The sequence below is a fragment of the Pseudomonas sp. Irchel 3E20 genome, from assembly GCF_900187645.1.
Taxonomy (GTDB): domain Bacteria; phylum Pseudomonadota; class Gammaproteobacteria; order Pseudomonadales; family Pseudomonadaceae; genus Aquipseudomonas.
This window is the reverse complement of record NZ_FYEE01000002.1, coordinates 45,997-66,160: the sequence shown is the minus strand read 5'-3', so window position 1 is coordinate 66,160 and position 20,164 is coordinate 45,997. Positions and strand designations below refer to the sequence as shown.

Genomic DNA, 20,164 nt, shown 5'->3' with positions numbered 1-20,164 from the left:
TCACACGACGAGCGGCAAACGCCACTCGATCGGCGCCTCGCCATTCTGCTCCAGGTACTTATTAGTGCGGCTGAAGTGCCCGCAGCCGAGAAAACCGCGATAGGCCGACAACGGCGACGGGTGCACGGAGGTCAGCACCAAATGCTTGGTGGCGTCGATCAGTTTCTGCTTGCTCTGGGCATGGGCGCCCCACAACAAGAACACCAGGTGCGGCTGGTGCTCGCTGACAATCTCGATCACCCGGTCGGTAAAAAACTGCCAACCCTTGCCCGCGTGGGCGTTGGCGGTCGCCCGTTCCACGGTCATGGTGGTGTTGAGCATCAGCACGCCCTGGTCGGCCCAACTTTGCAGGTAGCCGTGGCTGGGGATGTCGATGTTCAGGTCGCGCTTGAGCTCTTTATAGATATTGACCAGCGACGGCGGCGCCGGTACGCCCGGTTGCACCGAAAAGCACAGGCCATGGGCCTGGCCGGGGCCGTGGTAGGGGTCCTGGCCGAGGATCACCACTTTGACTTTGTCCAAAGGCGTGGAATTGAGCGCATTGAAGATCATCGGACCCGGCGGGTAAATCTCCTTGCCCGCGGCATGTTCGCGGCGCAGAAACTCGCGCAGTTCGGCCATATAGGGTTGGTCGAACTCGGCGCGCAGGGCCTCCTTCCAGCTCGGTTCCAGTTTGATGCGGTCGTCGGAAGTCATGGCAAGGGTCCAGAAAAAACAATGGCGGCACCCTAGGAAAGCTCACAGCGCTTGTCAATTGATCTGACGCAGAACCGGCACTTTCCTACACAGCGATCATACTGAACGCTCAAATTCCCGATTGAGGTCACGATGAACCTGCACTTTGAAGAGCTGACCGGCACCGACGGCGCACGCATCGGCATCGCCAGCCTGGACGCCGAAAAGTCCCTCAACGCCCTCTCCCTGCCGATGATCCTGGGCTTGAGCGAACGCCTGGACGCCTGGGCCAAGGACCCGCAAATCGTCTGCGTATTGCTGCGCGGCAACGGCGCCAAGGCCTTCTGCGCGGGCGGTGAAGTGCGCAGCCTGGTGCAAGCCTGCCGCGCCCAGCCCGGTGAAGTGCCGCCCCTGGCTGCGCGATTCTTTGCCGCCGAGTACCGCCTCGACTATGGCCTGCACACCTACCCCAAACCGTTGATCGCCTGGGGCCACGGCTACGTGCTGGGCGGCGGCATGGGGCTGCTGCAAGGCGCCAACATCCGCATCGTCACCCCCAGCAGTCGCCTGGCGATGCCGGAAATCAGCATCGGCCTGTACCCGGATGTGGGTGCCAGTTGGTTTCTCTCGCGCCTGCCCGGCAAGCTCGGTTTGTTCCTCGGCCTGACCGGCGCGCACCTGAACGGCCGCGACGCCCTCGACCTGGACCTGGCCGACCGCTTCTTGCTGGATGAACAACAGGAAGCGTTGATCGAAGGGCTGCTGCAACTCAACTGGCAGGAACAGACGCCCGTACAGCTCAACAGCCTACTCAAGGCCCTGCAACAAGAAGCCAGCGCACAGGTGCCCGCCGGCCAGTGGCTGGCCCGGCGTGGGGAGATCGATCAATGGCTGGATGTCAGCGACGTGCAAGGTGCCTGGCGGGCCATCAGCCAACTGGGCGACCACCCCGACCCGCTACTGGCCCGCGCCGCCAAGACCATGACCGAAGGCTGCCCGCTGACCGCGCATCTGGTGTGGGAGCAAATTGCCAGGGCACGGCATTTGTCGTTGGCCCAGGTATTCCAGATGGAATACAGCTTGAGCCTCAACTGCTGCCGTCATCCCGAGTTCAGCGAAGGCGTGCGGGCCCGGCTGATCGACAAGGACCAGACGCCCCATTGGCACTGGCCCGATATCAACGGCATTCCCCCAGCCGTGATCGAGGCGCATTTTCACAAGGCTTGGGAAGGCAGGCATCCGCTGGCGGATTTATCTGAGTACTGACGCTCATGACCCCAAGACGACGGAGGGAGCGAGCAAGCTCGCCCCCTCCGGCTCAACGCTTTAAGTAACGGTAATAGGCTAGGACAAGCCTCAGCGGTTGTGCCCGCCACGATGACCGCGATCACCCCGCCCATCACGCTCGCCGCGGTTGTGGCCTCTGTCGTGGCCGCGGTTGCCATGCTCGGCGCGCTCATCGCGCCCGCGATAGTCACCCCGCGGGCCGCGGTGCTGGTCCCAGCCGCGATTGGGGTAGGCACGGTAGGCCATCCGTGGTGCAGGCTGGTAGTAGCGCGGAGCCGGTTGGTAATAACGAGGCGCCGAGTAATAACGCGGGGCCGGGCTGTAATAGCGATTGCGATCCTGGTAGTAACTCCCGCCACCGTAGTAATAGGCCGGTGCCGGCGTGCTGTAGACCTCGGAACGGTAGTACGTCGACCCTCCATCGTAGTAAGGCGTGCACGCAGCAAGAGACAGACCCAGCACAACAATCAGAAGAATTCGGCGATACATGGCGGCCTCCTGGACCGCTGATGGGCCATGCCAGCGACGCTGGTTGGCGTCAGCCGGCAAATACACCGACTGACGAAATATCTGACAACAAAAACGGAATCTGGTGCCATTCAGCAACACCCGAATACAAACGAGGGTACCCGGGTGGCTGCCTGGCGGTTGCGGTTATCCGCGCGAATTATTGTTCGACATCACTGAAGGCACAGTCGCCCGGTGCCTGGTTGGTGCATTCATACAACACCAAGCCAATCTCGGTGGTAACTTGCTTCCACTTATCCAGGTTCCTCAGCTGTACTAAAACATCAGAACTTTCGTTCGGGCGATAACGCATATTCAAGCCTTCACCATTACCCACTTTATATTGGCAATAACCCACAGTGCCCACTGTTCCACTGGCATTGTTACTGGGGTAGAACACTCCATTCTCAAACGACACCACTTTTTGGTTTTGCACTGCCGACGGGCTGAGCACGCCAAGCCACTCGCCTTTGGCACTGGCCGTAGTTGCCGTGTAGATGCCGTACTTACCGGTGATATCCGCCGGTGCCGGGCAGCTTTCAAAACTAACGGCCCACGAACTCATGGAAAAAAACAATGGTGCCGCGGCAACAAGAAATTTCATTTTCATAACTAACCCCTGATAGTCGTTAATTAAATCCGCCTGTTTCGATTCCTTGCGAATACGTTTACAGCGGACAGTGATGAGACTATCGGGCATTAGTAATTTAACAATGGGACTTTCTGTAGGCTTAATCCCAAACAACAATAAGAACAATGCCAGGCAACTCGTTACTCCCCCCCTTCCCGGCTTTGCAGCAGCGCAAGGCGGCCGAAAATGCCTCCATCATTTACCCTCGGTGCCACTAGAATGCACCCATCAGGTCTCTAGCCATGGAATCGCTATGCCGCTTCGTTCTGCGCTCTACTCCCAACGCGGGTTGGTCACCACCCTTATCGCTCTGCTGGGCTGTGGCTTCCTCGCCACTTCGCTACTGAGTTACTACGCCTCGCGGGCCTCCATTCGCGACAACATCGTCAACACCGAACTGCCCCTGACCTCCGACACCGTCTACTCGGAAATCCAGAAGGATTTGGTACGGCCCATCCTGATTTCCTCGATGATGGCCCGCGACACCTTCATGCGCGATTGGGTGATGGCCGGCGAGCGCGAGCCGGGGCAGATGACCCGCTACCTCAACGAAGTGATGACCCACTACGGCGCATACACCGCGTTCTTCGTCTCCAACAGCAGCCTGACCTACTACCAGGCCAAGGGCGTGCTGAAGAAAATCGCCGTCGATGAGCCCCGCGATGCCTGGTACTTCCGCGTGCGCGACATGGCCACGCCCTACGAGATCAACGTTGACCTGGACATGGCCAACCAGGACAGCCTGACGTTCTTCATCAACTACAAAGTCTACGACTACGCGAACCAGTTCATCGGCGCCGCTGGTGTGGGCCTGACCGTCGATGCGGTGATAAAACTGATCGACACCTACCAGCAGCGCTACCAGCGCAGCGTGTACTTCGTCGACACCACGGGACGGCTCGTGCTCACCGGTGCCGACGGTGGCCCGCAAGGCGCGCGCGCCGGGCAATCGCTGCATGACCTGGAAAGCCTCAAAGACCTGCTGGCCAAACTGCCCAAGCCCCACAGTGGCAGTTATGAATACTCGGCCCAAGGCCAGGAGCACTTTCTTAATGTGCGCTTTATTCCGGAACTGAACTGGTATCTGTTCGTCGACAAGCGCGAAGACAGCGCCCTGGGCGAGATCCGCCAGTCGCTGTACCTGAACCTGCTGATCTGCCTGATCGTCACGCTCATCGTGCTGGCGCTGCTTAACCGCGTGGTCAACCGTTACCAACGGCGGATCGAGACCCAGGCTACCCTCGACAGCCTCACCGACCTACCCAACCGCCGTGGCTTCGACCTGCTGGCCGCGCAAGCGCTGCACGAAGCTCAGCGCGAGCCCAAGCCCCTGGCCGCGATGCTGCTGGACCTGGACCATTTCAAACGCCTGAACGACACCTACGGCCACCTCGCCGGCGATAAGGTGCTGGCCGGTTTCTCCCGAGACCTGGAAAGCTGCCTGCGCCAATCCGACATCATCTGCCGCTGGGGCGGTGAAGAATTCATCGTGCTGCTCAAAGACACCGACGGCCAGGATGGCCTGATGATTGCCGAAAAAATTCGCACGCGCATCGAAGAACAACGCTACGACTATCAGGGGCAAACCCTGCAAATAACCGTCAGTATCGGCCTCACCACCCTGCAACCCGACGACACCCTGCACAGCCTGCTGTCCCGGGCCGATCAGGCGATGTACCGGGCCAAACAGACGGGCCGCAACCGCACCTGCGTAGAAATGCCTCACTCAAGCTATGAATAAACCCGAACTGTGCCCGGCCTGCGGCGCCCGCAACGACTGCACCCTGGCCGACCCGCGTAGCGCCGACCAGGCCTGCTGGTGCTACAGCGTCAGCATCGACCCGCGCGTGCTGCAGGCCTTGCCCCCCGAACTGCGTAACGCCGCGTGCCTGTGCCCGCGCTGCGCGCAAGTCGACGCGCAGTTGCAGGCAGCGGCCCCGGCCGTGGAGTAACATGCGCGCCCCATTCGCCGCCCGCCGATAGCCATGCGCCTCGATCGCTTTCTCAGCAACCTGCCCTGCTTCAACCGCAAACAGGTGCGCCTGCTGCTGGCAGAACGCCGCGTGCAGGTGGACGGGCACACCGTCAGCGACCCCCACCATGACGTGCGCGAGTTCAGCCGGGTCGAATGCGATGGCCAGTTGCTGCAAGCCGCAAGGCCCGCGCGCTATCTAATGCTGCACAAGCCCAAGGGCTGCGTCAGCGCCACCCGCGACCCAGAGCACAAAACCGTCCTGGACCTGATCGCCGCACCGGACAAGCACCAACTGCACATCGCCGGGCGCCTGGACTTCAACACCACCGGCCTGATGCTACTGACCAATGATGGCACTTGGTCGCGGCGCCTGACCCAGCCGCAGACCAAACTGGCCAAGGTCTATTACGTCGAAACCGAGCAAGACATCGGCCCGCACTACGCACAGATATTCGCCGCCGGCCTGTACTTTGCCTTTGAAAACCTCACCACCCAACCCGCCGAACTCCAAGTGCTGGGCCCCAGGACCGCACGCCTGAGCATCGTCGAAGGCCGCTACCATCAGGTCAAACGCATGTTCGGCCACTTCGACAACAAGGTTCTGCGCCTGCATCGCGAAGCCATGGGGCCGCTGGTGCTTGACCCGGCCCTGGCGCCGGGCCAGTACCGTGCCTTAACCCCGGATGAAATCCAGCAGATCTGAAGTCGGCCCTGCAGGTTGCAGGACAATGGCCATTCGGTACTTGCGGGTTGCCCGATGCCCTGCTTGAATCAAACGGTCGGCCGCAACATGACCGTACAGTCACAAGCCACTTCCAATAAAAAATTTGCTGGCCTGGGCCCTTGAGGCTCAACGCATTCCGGCAAATTGCCCGCCTATAACAACACCCGTCGACCAGCCCCAGCGGATCGACATGGGCCCTCACTTGCAGGCGTATGCCTACCTGTCACAAAGCCCGTGCACACTCACGTTGCGCGCATACCCGCTTGCTTGCCAGGAGTCTTACGACATGAGGCCAGAAATCGCCGTGCTGGATATACAGGGGCAGTACCGGGTCTACACGGAGTTCTATCGCGCAGATGCCGCAGAAAAAACCATCATCCTGGTCAACGGCTCGATGGCCACCACTGCGTCATTTGCCCAAACCGTGAAAAACCTGCACCCGCAGTTCAATGTGGTGCTCTACGACCAGCCCTACGCGGGCAAATCCAAGGCCCACAACCGCCATGAAAAAATGCTCACCAAGGACGTCGAAGGGCAGATCCTGCTGGAACTGATCGATCACTTCGCCGCCGAGCACATCCTGTCCTTCTCCTGGGGCGGCGCGGCCACGCTAGTAGCCTTGGCCCAACGGCCACGACGGATCGAAAAAGCCGTGGTCAGTTCGTTCTCGCCGGTCATCAACGCGCCCATGCTCGACTACCTCGAACGCGGGGCTGGCTACCTCGGCGCCCTGGACCGCGACCGGGTCGGGCACTTGGTGAATTCCACCATCGGCAAACACCTGCCGTCCCTGTTCAAGCGCTTCAACTACCGCCACGTCAGCAACCTGGCCGAGCACGAATATGGGCAAATGCGCTTTCACATCAACGACGTACTCACCAGCGACCGCAGTTGCTACCTGCGCGCCGCGAAAAAAATCAGCGTGCCGGTGCTGTTCGTCAATGGTGAATGGGATGAATACACCGGCGCCAGCGACGCCAAACTGTTCGCCGACCACGTGCAGCACAGCAGCTTCAGCACCGTCCAGGCCACGGGGCACTTCCTCGACATGGAACACAAAGCCGCCTGCCGCGACACCCGCCACGCCTTGATAGGTTTCCTCAAACCCGGCCAACACGAAACCCGACCGCGCTACCTCCACCACCCGGTCCACCCTGCACTGGCCCTTTGACCCGCCCTGCAAACAAGCCCCACGCCACGGCCAAAACACCCGATACGTGGGGCTTGCTCTCTCAATACCGGCCACTAATGTGTTGACCCGACAAAGAAAAACTTCAAATCCAAGCGCACATCTGGTACAAAGTCAGCCGCTCTGAGCGGGTGTCGTATAATGGCATTACTCCAGCTTCCCAAGCTGATAACGAGGGTTCGATTCCCTTCACCCGCTCCACTTATTCCTCGCCTGGTCCCGCTCCTTGTGGCAAACAGCGAACCCAAAAAACCGGCTAATACGCCGGTTTTTTTGTGCCCCGTCATCTCGCAAGCCACCGCTTCGACAAGCCGCTGAATGGGCCGGACATTTCCACCCGGCGACAATCGATGCCATCACAAGCGCCCACGCCCACCTAAAACAGAGGTTCGTGTTACCTGCCCGCCAATGCCCGCGCCCGCTCCAGGTGTTCTTCCAGTTTGGGCAGGGTTTCTTCAGCAAAAGCCTTGAGTTCCGGCAGTTCGCTGGTTTTCGCCTGTTGTTGCAGTTGTTCGATGGCTTGTTCGGTGTTTTTCACCTGAGCGGCGGCGTAGGCCTGGTCGAAGGTGTCGCCGTCCTTGACCTGGGGCATCAGGCGTTTGGCTTTGTCGACCACTTCGCTGCGCTCGGCCACGGGCAGTGCCAGTTGCTTGGCGATTTTGGCCAGGTGCTGGTTGGCGGTGGTGCGGTCGTTGATGACCTGGATGGTGTAGTCCTTGACCTCTTGGGACTCGGTTTTCTGGTGGGCCATGCGGTTCAGTTCGATGTCGGCGATGGCTTGGGCCGAAGCGTCGTCGATGAATTGCGCGGGCGTCTGGGCCCAGGCCTGGCTGGCCCACAGGCCCAAGAGCAGGGAAAAACTGACGGTGCGTAATCGGCTGGCCTTGAGGCTCATGATCGCGCCCTCCTTGAAGATGGCAGTTGAGGCGCAGGCCTTAGCCTTGCCTCCTGAGTGACTGGCGCGGGGGACGCCCGCACAACTTCAGAATGCCTGGCACCGTAAAGGTTTAAAAAACTTGTCGCGGCCACGACGAACGGCCCCAGTTCAGAGCGCTTGCTGGCGTCGTTTTTCGGCGTACATGGCATCGTCGGCGTGCTTGAACAATTGCGTGTCTTCGTCGCCGTGCTGCGGGTAAAACGCCAGGCCGATACTGGGAACGATGGTCAGTAGATGGCCACCCAGGTGCAGCGGCTGGCTCAGGGCCTGGCGGATCTTCTCGGCCACGCGTCGGCCATCCTCTTCTTCGTGCACCTTTTCAAGCAGCACGACGAACTCATCGCCGCCCATGCGCGCGACGGTGTCGCTTTCGCGCACGCAGCCCTTGAGGCGACTGGCCACGGCTTGTAATAGCAGGTCGCCAACGCCGTGCCCGTAGCTGTCGTTGACCTGTTTGAACTTGTCCAGGTCGATGTACAGCAGTGCCATGCGCCCCGCCTCCTGCCGCGCGCGGGTCAGCGCCGCCCGCACCCGTTCGCGCAGCAGTTCGCGGTTAGGCAGTTGGGTCAACTGGTCGAACTGTGCCATGTGCTGCAAACGCGCGTGCAGTTGCTTGCGCTCGATGGCGGTGGCCACCTGGGCGCAGACGTATTGCAGCAGTTCCTTATCCTGCTCGGTGTAGTGCTCCCCACCCGGCGGGCTCTTGACCACCAAGGCGCCGATGGTGCCGCGCGGGGATGTCAGCGGCACGCCGAGCCAGCAGGAAGAGTGCAGGTCATGGGCCAACGCGTCGAAGGCCGGCAACCGGCCGCTGTCCTCAGGCGTGAGCAGTAGCGGCTGGCCACTGCGGATGACCTCTGCGCACAGGCTGGCCGTGTCCACGCCTTGAGGCTGCGGCGCAGCGTTCTGGTCGTGAACCTGATAAGGAAAACTGATCTGCTGGCACTGGTGGTCGTACAGCGCCACGGAGAAGTTCAGCGCCGGCAGCCACTCGCCGATGATGCGGTGGATGCGGCCGAACAACGCCAGTAAATCCTCGGCGGCATGGGCGGCTTCGGAGATGGCATAAAGCGCAGCCTGTTTGGACTCGGCCAACTTGCGCTCGGTGATGTCGCGGGCAACAGCGATGCGCAGTTGATCCACGGGCGACCAGCGTGCCGACCAAAGGATATGGGCGATTTTCCCGTCCTTGCACAGGTAGCGGTTCTCGAAATTCGGCATGGGCTGACCGCCCATGATTTCCCGCGCCGCTTGCAGGGTGCGCTCGCGGTCGGCGGGGTGGACCAGGTCGATCATCGCCCGGCCGATCAGTTCCTCGGGGGTATAGCCGAAGATCCGCTCGCACGCGGCGCTGACAAAGACAAAACGCCCCTGCCCGTCCACCGCGCACACGGCATCCAGCAATAGATCGATGTAGCTCGCCAGTGGAGCGGAGTTCTTGGTTGCCATCTGGAGTCGATACTGCCCGTAAAAATCCAGCATTGAGTATCCGTCCCTGGGGCCATTACTGCAGCGCTGCTCCCTGGAGGGTCAATCCAGGGTTTTGTTCGCCAGCAACCCGGGCACCGCGTGCAACAGGGCATTGATGGCGAAGCCGATGAACATCAAGCCGCAAACCCGGGTGATCGCCAGCTCATGGCGCTGGTACAGGGTACGCACGTGCCGCGCGCCAACCACGGCGATCAGGATGGCGTACGCCGCCAGCCCGCCGATAAAACTGAGGAAAATCAGCCACGGCAGCATTTCCCAGTTGAGCAGTTCGGCACGGCTGGACAGCAGCGCCGTGAAGGTCGCCACCGCCACCGGGTAAGCCTTGGGGTTGGTCAGGCCAAACACCACGCCATGCCAAAACGGTTGCCGCGCCGGGCCTTGGGTGGCCGGGTCGCTGTTGCGCCGCGCACCCAGCGCCCGCGCGCCGAGCCAGAACAGGTACAGGCCGCTAAGCACGCCCAGCACGTCGAACGCCGTACTGCCGATCACCCGCGCACCGACAATGGCGATCAGCGCCGTGCTACACCACACCACATCGCCCAGCAGGTGCCCGCAGAGGAACCCCGCCCCCGCCCGGCGCCCTCGCGCCGCGCCGATGCCGAACACCGCCAGCACGCCCGGGCCTGGGGTGATGCCATAGATAAAACCAGAAGCCAGTACCGCGAACAGCAAGGAAGGCGTCATCCCGTTTTCCATCGAGAACTGTAATGAAGGTCGATCATGTCCAAGGCAGATGGCCAAACGACATGAGGCGAATCGCCGCAGTCTATCTCAGGCGCTAAAGATTACTAGCTACCGCTGAGCCTGCGGCACGCGGCCCGACACTTGTTCAATCTGCCCGTTGAGCCAATTGAGGGCCGGGTCGCCACCCCGGCGCTCGTGCCAGGCAAGCACGAAATTGAAGTTGGGAATGCTGAACGGCGGGGCCACCACTGCCAACCCTGGGTCGTCGATACCCCGCAACCCCCGCGAGGCAACAGTGAGAATCAGGTCGGTGCCGCCGATCAGGTGTGGCGCGACGCTCCAGTGCGGCAGGCTGACCGCCACATGACGGCGGCAGCGGATCGCTGTCAGCGCCCGCTCGATTTCCGGGGTGCCGCTGCCGCGCATCTCCAGCAGCACATGGGGCCGCGCCAGGTACGTGGGCAAGTCGAGCTGGCCGTCGGCGCCAAGGCTGTGGCGATCCACCAGGCAGGCGAAGTGCTCCTCGAACAGCGGGGTGCTGCGCAGCTCATGGGGCAGTTCGGGGAACACCCCGGCAGCCAGGTCGATGTCACCGTTGAGCACGCCATCGAGCATGCCTTCGCGGCTGGCGTGGCTGACCACCAGGTCGATGCCCGGCGCCTGCTGGCGCAAGGTGCGGATCAACCCTGGCAACACCAGCGCCGCGCCATAGTCAGACATCGCCAGGCGAAACCGGCGCTTGGCCGACGCTGGGTCGAACTGGCTCGGCGCCAGCAATGCCTGTACCCGCGCCAAGGCCTCGGCCAGGGGTTGCGCCAATTCCAAGGCCCGAGGCGTGGCTACCAAGCCAGCCCCGGCGCGTACCAGCAAGGGGTCGCCGAGCATGTCGCGCAGGCGTGCTAGGGCATGGCTCACCGCCGGTTGGCTCAAATGCAGGCGTTCGGCGGCGCGGGTCACCTGTTGCTCGCTGAGCAAGGCGTCCAGCACCACCAACAGGTTGAGGTCGATACGACGCAGATCATTCATCTTGTGCATGTTCTACATTTGAAAACGGAATTTAAATTAAAACTATGAATACATTAGAGTCCAGCAAAACCTCCAGGAACCTTCACATGAACCCTTTGCATTGGCTTGGCCTTTTACTACTGGCAGTGATCGCCGGGGCGGTCGTGCCCTTCCAGAGTGCGATCAACGCGAACCTCGGCCGCGGCCTGGGCCACCCGTTGTGGGCCACCCTCGCCTCGCTGCTGGTGAGTATCGCGGTGCTGTTGCCGATCATCCTGATGCTGCGCCTGCCGCTGCCATCCCTGGGTTTTATCAGCAAGGCGCCGCTGTGGATGTGGGCCGGCGGTGCGTTCGGGGTGTGCTTCATTTCCCTGGCGCTGGTGCTGCTGCCCCGGCTCGGCGCATCGGGGTTCATTGCCCTGGCGCTGGCCGGGCAGGTTATCGCGTCCCTGGTGCTGGACCACTTCGGCTGGTTCGGCCTGATGGAGCGGCAGTTGACCCCGCCGCGCCTGCTGGGGGCCATCCTGCTGATTGCCGGTGTAGGGCTGATCCAGTTCGGTGGCTCGGCGGCCAAGGCCCTGGCCACCAGCCACTGATCGGTGTCAGTCCGCCCGCGGGGTGTCCAGGGCCCGCAGCTTCTGCGGCAACCCCCACAACACAAGGGCCGCGGCGAGCAACGCGGCAGTGCCGATCACGTACAGCGCCGGCGTGGTGCTGCCAGTCAGGTCGCGAATGCGGCCGACCATTACCGGGCTGACGATCCCACCAAACTGGCCCAGGGTGTTTATCACCGCGATGCCGCCGGCTGCCGCCGCCCCGCCCCCTGCCAGCAACTTGGGCGGCAAGGTCCAGAAGGCCGGGATCGAAGCAATGATCCCGGCGCCCAACATGCCCAGGGCGATGATGAGGAACGTGGTGTGGCTGGCAAAGATCCCGGCGCAAAAGAACCCCACCGCGCCCAGGCTAACCAGGCCACAGACAAACTTGCGCCGCTCGCCAGTGGCGTCCGACCAGCGCCCCATCACGACCATGGTGATCGCGCCGCAGACGTAGGGGATGGCGGTCAGCAGGCCGATCATCACCGGGTCCTCCGTGCCGGCGCTGCGGATCATCTGCGGTGCCCAGAAGTTCAGGCCATAGGACGCCACCTGGATCAGGAAGTAGATCAGGCCCAGGGTCAGAAACCCTGGAATGCGCAGCGCCGAGAGCAAGGAGCCACCGTGCTTGTGCGGTTCGTGCTGGGCGATGCGGCTGGCCAGAAGCATTTTCTCTGCGGCGCTCAGCCACGGTGCGTCTTCGATACGGTCTTTGAGCAGGCCCAGTACCAACAAGCCGAGGCCGATGCAGGGCAAGCCTCCGAGCAGGAACAACCAGTGCCAACCGCGCATCGCCAGTACGCCATCCAGGTGCTGCAGCACCAGCCCCGAGAACGGCGCCCCCACCAACCCGGCGAAAGCCGAGGCAAGGAACAGCATGGAGGTGATCCGGCCACGGAAATGCTGAGGGAACCACAGCGTCAGGTAATACAGCACCCCCGGCGCGAAACCGGCCTCCATGGCGCCAATCAGGAAACGCAGCACATAGAACTGCCATTCGGCGGTAACGAACACCATGGCCGCCGTGGCCAAGCCCCAGGACATCATGATCCGCGCGATCCAGCGCCGTGCGCCGACCCGGTACAGCATCATGTTGCTCGGCACCTCGAAGATCACATAGCCGACCACGAACAGCCCGGCCCCCAGGCCATAGGCCGTGTCGCTCAGGCTCAGGTCGGCCTGCAACTGGAACTTGGCAAAGCTGATGTTGATGCGATCAAAAAACGCGAACAGGTAGCACACCATGATGAGCGGCATCAGGCGCCAGGCGACTTTGCGCACCACCGCCCGCTCGGCATCTTGAGAAGTGGCCGGCCTCGCGCCGACCCCCAGGACATTCAGGCTCATGAAATTTCTCCAGTGGGTCGCCCGCAGGCGCCCGATTGTTTTTATGGTTTTCCGGGTTACAGCCCTGCGACGTATTGCGGCACCGGATACAGATGTTGGGGCGTGCCCGCCTTGGCGACCTGGCCGGGCAGCTCATGACCCAGCAACGCGGGCAGGCGCCGGGACAGGCGCAGCAGCAGGGGCAGCTCGATGCCGGTGTGGATGCCCATTTCATCGCATAGGTTCACCAGATCCTCGGTGCAGATATTCCCTGAGGCGCCCGGCGCGAACGGGCAGCCGCCCAAGCCCCCGAGGGAGGCGTCGAAGCGCCGCGCACCGGCCTCGAAAGCAGCCAACACGTTGCACAGGCCCAGGCCCCGGGTGTTGTGGAAATGCAGGGTCAGGCGCGCCGCCGGCACCCGCTGCAACACTCGGCGCACCAGGCGTTCGACCTGCAACGGGTTGGCCATGCCCGTGGTGTCGGCCAGGGTGATGCCGTGCATGCCCAACTCCAGGTAGCCGTCGACTATGCCCAGCACGCGGTCGGCATCGATCTTGCCCTCGAACGGGCAGCCAAACGCCGTCGCCACGGTGGCGTTGAGGCCCACCGCCGTACCGCGGACACTCTCCACCACCTCGCCGAACGCGAGGAAGGAGCCCTCGCAACTCATGCGCAGATTCGCCAGGTTGTGGGTCTGGCTAGCGGACATCACCAGGTTCAGCTCGTCGGCCCGAGCCGCCAACGCCCGTTGCGCGCCCTTGAGGTTGGGCACCAGGGCTACATAAACGACCCCCGGCTGACGGGTAATGCCCTGGAACACGTGCTCGCTGTCACGCAGCGCCGGCACCGCTTTGGGCGAGACAAACGAGCCGGCCTCGATGCGGCTGAAGCCGGCCAGGGACAGTTCGTCGATCAGCGCAATCTTGTCCACCGTTTCGACCCAGATCGGCTCGATCTGCAAGCCGTCGCGGGGCGACACTTCCTGGATCACTAGGGTCTGGGAGAAATCCGAGATCATTGCACCACCCCCGCAGCCCGCAGGCCTTCGATCTGCCGCACGCTCAAGCCCAGCCCCGCGAGGACTTCGTCGGTGTGCTGGCCCAGGCCCGGCCCGGACCAGTTCACCGCCCCTGGCGTAGCGGAAAGCTTGGGCACGATGCCCGGCATCTTCACCCGGGTGCCACCGGGCAACTCGGCCTGCAGCAGCATCTCCCGCGCCTGGTAGTGGGGGTCGGCGACGATGTCGGCCACCGAATAGATCCTGCCGGCCGGCACTTGGGCGGCGTCCAGCACTTGCAGCACGCGCTCGATGGGCAGGCTGGACGTCCAGTGGCCGATAGCGGCATCGAGCACCCGGCTACCGGCCGCGCGCCCGTCGTTGTGGGCGAACTCCGGCGCCAGGGCCAGGTCTTCGCGGCCGATGGCGGTCATCAGGCGTTTGTAGATCGGGTCGCTGTTGCCGGCGATCACCACGTAGGCGCCATCCGCCGTCAGGTAGGTGTTGGACGGCGCAATGCCCGGCAGCGAACCGCCGCTGCGCTCACGCACATGGCCCAGCAAGTCGTACTCCGGCACCAGGCTTTCCATCACGTTGAATACGCTTTCCACCAGCGACACATCCACGACCTGCCCCGCGCCGCGCCCGGTCTTGACCCGCAACAACGAGATCAGCGCGCCGATCACGCCATGCAGCGAGGCCAATGAATCCCCCAGGCTCACCCCCATCCGCGCCGGCGGCGAACCCGGAGTGCCGGTGGTGTAACGCAACCCGCCCATGGCCTCGCCAATCGCGCCGAAACCGGGGCGGTCGCGGTACGGGCCGCTCTGGCCATAGCCGGAGATACGCACCAGGGTCAGCCCCGGGTTGATCGCATGCAACTCATCCCAGCCCAGGCCCAGGGCCTCCAGCGCACCGGGGCGCAGGTTCTCGATCAGCACATCGGCGGTAGTGGCCAGTTGTTTGACCAGCGCCACGCCCTCGGCGGACTTGAGGTTCAACGCCAGGGACTTCTTGTTGCGCGATTGCAGGTACCACCACAGTGATGTGCCCTCATGGAGCTTTCGCCATTTACGCAACGGGTCGCCCTGGCCGGTGGCTTCGATCTTGATGACTTCGGCGCCGAACTCCGCCAGCAGGCGCGCGGCGAAAGGCGCGGCGATAAGGGTGCCAATCTCAATGACCTTGATCCCGTACAGGGCGGTCGTTTCGCTCGTGGAGGCGTTCATGGGGCTTACCTCTTGTTCTTGGAAGTTCGACCAAGGCTAGAGGAGCGCGGGGCGGGGAATCCAACCGTGAGTTGGCAACAGGCTTTCGCCAAATACGAACGGGCAATGGATGCCAAAACGGCCAGCCGTTTCCTACACGCCATGCACCAAGCGTAACCGCTCGAAGAGCATGCGGCTTACAGGAGAAAGCGAAGCCTCGTCCCGCACCACCAGAATCAACGTGCGACGTGCCCAGTCGTCACTCAGCGGCACCGCATGCAGGCCCAAGGGCTGGCCAATCAGTTCGAAGGCCCGTTGCGGCAGGATGCCGATGCCCATGTTGGCCAACACCATGCAGCACACCGCGTCAAACCCCGGCACGTGGATACGCAGGCGCAGCACCCGCCCGGCCTGACGCGCCGCCGCGTGGGTGCGCATGTTGATCGAACTGGCGGCATGCAGGCCCACATAGTCGCTGCCCAGGGTGTCGACAAACGCCAGTTCCCGGGCGCTGGCCAACTCATGGTCGGCGCGCATCACCACCATCAATTGATCGTGGCGATAAGGCACGGCGCCCAGTGTCTTGACATCGCTGTCACGCGAGCAAATACCGAAGTCCGCCACACCGTCGAGTACGCCTTGGATCACGCCACTGCTAGGGCGCTCTTCGAGGTCGACCTTGACGTGGGGGTGGTGCTCGGAAAAGTCCCGCAGGTCCTGGGGCAAAAACTGAATGATCGCCGAGAGGTTGCCCAACATGCGCACGTAGCCACGCACACCGAAGCTGTGTTCGCTCAGTTCCAAGCCCATTTTCTCTACGTTGAACAGCATTTTGCGGGCGTGGTGCAGCAGGGTTTCCCCGGCGGGCGTCAGCACCATGCCCTTGGCTTGGCGCATGAACAGGCCGATGCCCAGCGCTTCTTCCAACTCCATCAGGCGCTTGCTCGCGGCCGACAGTGCGATGGCCTCACGGCCGGCGGCCCGGGTCAGGGTGCCTTCCTCATGGACGGCGACAAAAAGTTGCAGGGTTATCAGGTCCAGGCGACGGATCAGGCTTTTATGCAGCATCAAAGGCTCAGCGGGGCGGGCGATGGGAGCGGCAGAATATCGCCGTTACTGGCCCCGACGGGGGCTTGCGGACGACCCCACAACAGCATCAGTAAAAGCCTACACGCAAGCATCCAGCGCCCCGCAGCCGTAAGAGAAGCAGCCGATTCATCTGGGTGATGAAGGCTCTGTAAAGTCACGCCCCGTCAAGCTGACACAAAAAGAAACAGATACTGTTCACACAAAGGACTGCCCCATGAACCACCCAGCATCACCCTTGCACCGCTTTATCCATCACACAAAAGTCATTGCCCTGGCCGACCGCGACTGGCAAGCGGCCGAGGCCCAGCGTGTGTGTGGCCTGCATGTCGAGGTGAAGAACCCCAACCACTTGCTCGACCAGCACGGGCGCAAGTTGCGCGACTTCAGCAGCACCTCCTACCTGGGCCTGGACTACCACCCAACTATTCTCGCCGGCGCCATTCAGGGCCTGCAGGACGCCGGCACCCTGCGCGTCGCCAATGTGCGCCAGCGCTGTCAGTTAACGCTTTTGGAGCAGTACGAAAACGAGCTGTCGGAACTGTTCGGCGCCTGTTGCCTGAGCACCCTGTCGTGTAGCGCCGCCAGCGCCGCGATCCTGCCCTTGTTGGCCAGTGGCGCGCTGACCGGCAACACCGCGCCGGTGATGGTGTTTGACCGCCGCGCCCATTGCTCCATGAGCCGCCTGCGGGCGCTGTGCAGTGATGAAACCCAGGTCATCACCGTGCCCCACAACGACATGAACGTGCTGGAAGACCTGTGCAAGCGCTACGCCAAAATCGTCTACGTGGCCGACGCGGTGTACCCCATGGGCGGCGTTGCCGACCTCGACAGCCTGCTGTACCTCAAGGACCGCTACGGCGTGTTCCTCTACCTGGACGATTCCCACGGGCTGAGCACCGTTGGGCAGTACGGCGCGGGCTCGGTGCGCCCCCGGGTGCCCGCCCTGGACGATGACCTGTTGGTCGTCGCCTCGCTGGCCAATGCCTTCGGCGCCAGCGGCGCAGCGGTAATGTTCGCCAACCCGCGCCAGCGCCAATTGGCGTTGCGCTACGGTGCGCCGGGCAATGGTTCGCAAAGCTTGAACGCAGCGTGCATCGGCGCCGGCCGCGCGGCTGTTGCCCTGCACCGCACGGGGGAATTCACGCAATGGCAGGAAAAACTTCAGGTCAATATCCGCTTTTTCGACCGCCTCATTCAGACGCCGCAACGGGCCAATGGTCTGCCCATCCGCCTCATCCCCTGTGGCAAGGCCGAGGTGGCTAACAGGGTCGCGGGGGAGTTGGCGAAGATCGGTTTTCTCACCGCCCCGATATTTTTCCCGTTGGTGGCGCGGCATGAAGCGGCGCTCAAAATCACCTTGCGTGCCGACATGCAGCCCAACGTGATCCGGGTACTGTGCGAGTTAATCGGGGATTTGCTCGGCGAACAGGGCGCCGAAGTGCGCCACTGAGCAGCGCCCGCGCATGGCCATGCCACGGGCGCTGCGCGAAGGTCAGAAGGCGCTGCGGAAAATCTCTTCGATCTGGCGTTGATCCGCCGCACGCGGATTGGTCAGGCCACAGGCGTCCTTGAGCGCGTTGGCGGCCAATACCGGGATGTCCTGCAACTTGGCGCCCAACTCGCGCAAACCGGCGGGAATCTCCACATCCTGGGCCAGGCAACGAATCGCCACGATGGCGGCTTGGGCCCCCTCCTCGGCACTCATACCGCGTATATCCGTGCCCAAGGCATGGGCCACATGGCTGAGGCGCTCAGCGCTGACCACCGCGTTAAAAGTCTGCACATGGGGCAACAGCACCGCATTGCACACGCCGTGGGGCAAGTCGTAGAAACCGCCCAATTGGTGGGCCATGGCATGCACAAAACCCAGGGAAGCATTGTTGAACGCCATACCGGCGAGGAACTGCGCGTAGGCCATGTTTTCACGGGCCTGTAGGTCACTGCCGTCGCGCACAGCCAGACGCAGGTTAGCGCTAATCAATTCGATGGCCTTGATCGCACAGGCGTCGGTAATCGGGTTGGCGGCGGTCGAGACATAGGCTTCGATAGCGTGGGTCAGGGCGTCCATGCCAGTAGCGGCGGTCAGGCCCTTGGGCATCGCCACCATCAGCGCCGGGTCGTTGACCGACAACAGCGGCGTGACGTTGCGGTCAACGATGGCCATTTTCACGTGGCGCGATTCGTCGGTGATGATGCAAAAACGGGTCATCTCACTGGCTGTGCCAGCGGTGGTGTTGATCGCCACCAGGGGCAGTTGCGGCTTGGTCGACTGATCCACGCCCTCATAGTCGCGGATATGCCCGCCGTTGGTGGCACACAGGGCGATGCCCTTGGCGCAGTCGTGGGGCGAACCGCCGCCCAGGGACACGATGAAATCGCACTGGCTGGTACTGAGCAACGCCAAACCCGCCTCGACGTTGGCAATGCTGGGGTTGGGCTTGGCACCGTCGAAAATCACCGAGTCGATGTCCTGCATCGCCAGTTTCTCGGCAATCGCCGTGGCCACGCCGGCCTTGGCCAAACCGGCGTCGGTGACGATCAGGGCCTTGGTGAAACCGTAGTTGCGGATCGCAACCATGGCTTCTTCCAGGCAATCAATGCCCATGATGTTGACGGCGGGAATAAAAAACGTGCTGCTCATGGCCAATCCTCTCAAATGGGGGCCGGGCCGATGACAGGGCCCGACGCATGCGCACAGGATCGACCCATAGGTCAGGGCAGTTGTTGATCTGGCTCAACTTCCCATCGTGCTAGAGTCTGCGCCCCGCCCAACGACACGCCTTGAGACGAAAAACCGCAATGAAGGATTTCCAGGAATTTGACGCCGAACTCGCCGACTGGAACGCCCTGCGCGCCACGCTCGAGTGCACCGCCCTGCTGCTGGGCAATGGCGCCAGCCGCGCGGTATGGGACGATTTTGGCTACGACTCGCTGTTCGAAAACGCCCGCACGGTGGAAGAAAAGCCCCTGGGGCCTTCAGAACTGAGCGTGTTCGAGGCCCTCGGCACGCGGGTGTTCGAGCAGGCCCTGAGCGCGCTGAAAACCACCAGCCGCGTCAACAAAGCCCTGGCCGTCAGCTCGGCGGCACCCCGCAACCGCTACTACGCCATCAAGGAAGCGCTCATCAACAGCGTGCACGCCGTGCACATCCCTTGGCGCCTGGTCAAACCGGCCACCCTGGCCACCCTCAGCCAGGAACTGGCGCGCTACCCCACGGTGTTCACCAGCAACTACGACCTGCTCACCTCCTGGGCGATCCAGCATGCCCCCCAGGCCCTCAGCGACCTGTTCGACGGTGCCGACGCCAGCTTCGACCTCAACCGCACCGCCACGACCAAAACCCGCGTGCTGTACCTGCACGGCGGCCTGCACCTGGTGCGCAACAGCGACGGCACCGCGCGCAAGCTGACCAGCACCGAGGCCAGCCTGCTCGGCAGTTTCGCCATCAACAATACGATCAAGACCCTGGACGACGTACCGCTGTTCATTAATGAAGGCAGCAGCCAGGACAAGCTCAAGACCATTCGCAGCTCCGACTATCTGTCGTTCTGCCACCAGCAATTGCTGGGCCAACACGGTGCCCTGTGCATCCTCGGCCATAACTTGGGCGAGCAGGACCGGCACCTTGTCCAGGCCCTGCGCCTGGCCCGGCCCAAGGCCTTGGCCATCGGCATCAAGGCCCGCACCGCGGCCTTTGTGCAGCACCAAAAACGCCACTACGCGGCGCTGTTTGAAGGGCTGGACACCGAACTGCACTTCTTCGACGCCCGCACCCACGCCCTGACCCATCCAGGGTTGGCGGTGCCGGTGGAGCGCTGAGTGCGGGGCGCTTTGTAGAGGCT

The 20,164-nt window shown here is 62.8% G+C and carries 20 protein-coding genes and 1 tRNA gene; 9 read left to right on the top strand and 12 right to left on the bottom strand.

Going from position 1 to position 20,164, the window contains the following annotated elements:
• Window positions 1-696 carry a uracil-DNA glycosylase gene (gene ung, locus CKW13_RS03690; protein ID WP_095107154.1) on the bottom strand — a complete coding sequence of 232 codons (696 nt, stop codon included), beginning with the start codon at window positions 694-696 and terminating at the stop codon, window positions 1-3.
• 132 nt (window positions 697-828) lie between these two features.
• Between ung and CKW13_RS03685 the strand changes: the two genes are divergently transcribed.
• Window positions 829-1,941, top strand: coding sequence for an enoyl-CoA hydratase/isomerase family protein (locus CKW13_RS03685; RefSeq protein ID WP_095107152.1), 1,113 nt, complete (start codon window positions 829-831; stop codon window positions 1,939-1,941).
• A gap of 90 nt (window positions 1,942-2,031) precedes the next feature.
• Here the strand turns inward: CKW13_RS03685 and CKW13_RS03680 are convergent, their stop codons facing one another.
• A complete protein-coding gene (locus CKW13_RS03680) occupies window positions 2,032-2,451 on the bottom strand; it encodes a hypothetical protein (RefSeq protein WP_095107150.1) in 420 nt (139 codons plus the stop codon).
• A 178-nt stretch (window positions 2,452-2,629) separates the two neighbouring features.
• Entirely contained in the window at window positions 2,630-3,226 is a 597-nt protein-coding gene (locus CKW13_RS03675) for a DUF3757 domain-containing protein (RefSeq protein WP_141233950.1), read from the bottom strand.
• Window positions 3,227-3,353: 127 nt separating this feature from the next.
• On the opposite strand from CKW13_RS03675, the gene CKW13_RS03670 reads away from it, so the two are divergent.
• The 5 genes from CKW13_RS03670 (at window position 3,354) to CKW13_RS03650 (ending at window position 7,189) form a co-directional block, all read left to right on the top strand.
• On the top strand, window positions 3,354-4,841 hold the full coding sequence (locus CKW13_RS03670; RefSeq protein WP_095107146.1) for a sensor domain-containing diguanylate cyclase: 1,488 nt from the start codon (window positions 3,354-3,356) through the stop codon (window positions 4,839-4,841).
• Window positions 4,834-5,052 (top strand): cysteine-rich CWC family protein, encoded by a 219-nt coding sequence (locus tag CKW13_RS03665; protein ID WP_095107144.1) that lies wholly within the window; start codon window positions 4,834-4,836, stop codon window positions 5,050-5,052. The genes CKW13_RS03670 and CKW13_RS03665 overlap by 8 nt, the downstream gene beginning before the upstream one ends.
• A 33-nt stretch (window positions 5,053-5,085) precedes the next feature.
• A complete protein-coding gene (locus tag CKW13_RS03660; RefSeq protein ID WP_095107142.1) occupies window positions 5,086-5,778 on the top strand; it encodes a pseudouridine synthase in 693 nt (230 codons plus the stop codon).
• A gap of 307 nt (window positions 5,779-6,085) precedes the next feature.
• On the top strand, window positions 6,086-6,970 hold the full coding sequence (locus tag CKW13_RS03655) for an alpha/beta fold hydrolase (protein WP_095107139.1): 885 nt from the start codon (window positions 6,086-6,088) through the stop codon (window positions 6,968-6,970).
• Between the two features lie 145 nt (window positions 6,971-7,115).
• Window positions 7,116-7,189, top strand: a tRNA-Gly gene (locus CKW13_RS03650).
• A 193-nt stretch (window positions 7,190-7,382) separates the two neighbouring features.
• Here CKW13_RS03650 and CKW13_RS03645 read toward each other — a convergent pair.
• The 4 genes from CKW13_RS03645 to CKW13_RS03630 form a co-directional block, all read right to left on the bottom strand.
• Window positions 7,383-7,883 carry a DUF4142 domain-containing protein gene (locus tag CKW13_RS03645; RefSeq protein ID WP_095107134.1) on the bottom strand — a complete coding sequence of 167 codons (501 nt, stop codon included), beginning with the start codon at window positions 7,881-7,883 and terminating at the stop codon, window positions 7,383-7,385.
• A gap of 150 nt (window positions 7,884-8,033) precedes the next feature.
• Window positions 8,034-9,374 carry a bifunctional diguanylate cyclase/phosphodiesterase gene (locus tag CKW13_RS03640; RefSeq protein ID WP_095107719.1) on the bottom strand — a complete coding sequence of 447 codons (1,341 nt, stop codon included), beginning with the start codon at window positions 9,372-9,374 and terminating at the stop codon, window positions 8,034-8,036.
• An 81-nt stretch (window positions 9,375-9,455) separates the two neighbouring features.
• On the bottom strand, window positions 9,456-10,100 hold the full coding sequence (locus CKW13_RS03635) for a LysE family translocator (RefSeq protein WP_095107131.1): 645 nt from the start codon (window positions 10,098-10,100) through the stop codon (window positions 9,456-9,458).
• A gap of 108 nt (window positions 10,101-10,208) precedes the next feature.
• A complete protein-coding gene (locus tag CKW13_RS03630) occupies window positions 10,209-11,135 on the bottom strand; it encodes a LysR family transcriptional regulator (RefSeq protein WP_095107128.1) in 927 nt (308 codons plus the stop codon).
• Window positions 11,136-11,212: 77 nt separating this feature from the next.
• Here CKW13_RS03630 and CKW13_RS03625 point away from each other — a divergent pair, with 77 nt between their 5' ends.
• On the top strand, window positions 11,213-11,701 hold the full coding sequence (locus CKW13_RS03625; RefSeq protein ID WP_095107127.1) for a DMT family transporter: 489 nt from the start codon (window positions 11,213-11,215) through the stop codon (window positions 11,699-11,701).
• A 6-nt stretch (window positions 11,702-11,707) separates the two neighbouring features.
• Here the strand turns inward: CKW13_RS03625 and CKW13_RS03620 are convergent, their stop codons facing one another.
• The 4 genes from CKW13_RS03620 to CKW13_RS03605 form a co-directional block, all read right to left on the bottom strand.
• Window positions 11,708-13,048 (bottom strand): MFS transporter, encoded by a 1,341-nt coding sequence (locus CKW13_RS03620; RefSeq protein ID WP_095107125.1) that lies wholly within the window; start codon window positions 13,046-13,048, stop codon window positions 11,708-11,710.
• Window positions 13,049-13,104: 56 nt separating this feature from the next.
• A complete protein-coding gene (locus tag CKW13_RS03615; RefSeq protein WP_095107124.1) occupies window positions 13,105-14,046 on the bottom strand; it encodes a hydroxymethylglutaryl-CoA lyase in 942 nt (313 codons plus the stop codon).
• On the bottom strand, window positions 14,043-15,254 hold the full coding sequence (locus tag CKW13_RS03610; RefSeq protein ID WP_095107123.1) for a CaiB/BaiF CoA-transferase family protein: 1,212 nt from the start codon (window positions 15,252-15,254) through the stop codon (window positions 14,043-14,045). The genes CKW13_RS03615 and CKW13_RS03610 overlap by 4 nt, the downstream gene beginning before the upstream one ends.
• Before the next feature lie 132 nt (window positions 15,255-15,386).
• Entirely contained in the window at window positions 15,387-16,301 is a 915-nt protein-coding gene (locus CKW13_RS03605; protein WP_095107121.1) for a LysR family transcriptional regulator, read from the bottom strand.
• Between the two features lie 235 nt (window positions 16,302-16,536).
• Here CKW13_RS03605 and CKW13_RS03600 point away from each other — a divergent pair, with 235 nt between their 5' ends.
• Window positions 16,537-17,772: an aminotransferase class I/II-fold pyridoxal phosphate-dependent enzyme gene (locus tag CKW13_RS03600; RefSeq protein ID WP_095107119.1), complete on the top strand. Its 1,236-nt coding sequence runs from the start codon at window positions 16,537-16,539 to the stop codon at window positions 17,770-17,772.
• A 42-nt stretch (window positions 17,773-17,814) separates the two neighbouring features.
• Here CKW13_RS03600 and yiaY read toward each other — a convergent pair whose 3' ends face one another.
• The gene (gene yiaY, locus CKW13_RS03595) at window positions 17,815-18,963 is read right to left on the bottom strand and encodes an L-threonine dehydrogenase (protein ID WP_095107117.1); all 1,149 of its coding nucleotides are present in this window, start codon (window positions 18,961-18,963) and stop codon (window positions 17,815-17,817) included.
• Between the two features lie 158 nt (window positions 18,964-19,121).
• On the opposite strand from yiaY, the gene CKW13_RS03590 reads away from it, so the two are divergent.
• Window positions 19,122-20,141, top strand: a complete 1,020-nt coding sequence (locus CKW13_RS03590; RefSeq protein WP_095107115.1) for a DUF4917 family protein — start codon at window positions 19,122-19,124, stop codon at window positions 20,139-20,141.
• Window positions 20,142-20,164 lie beyond the last annotated feature (23 nt).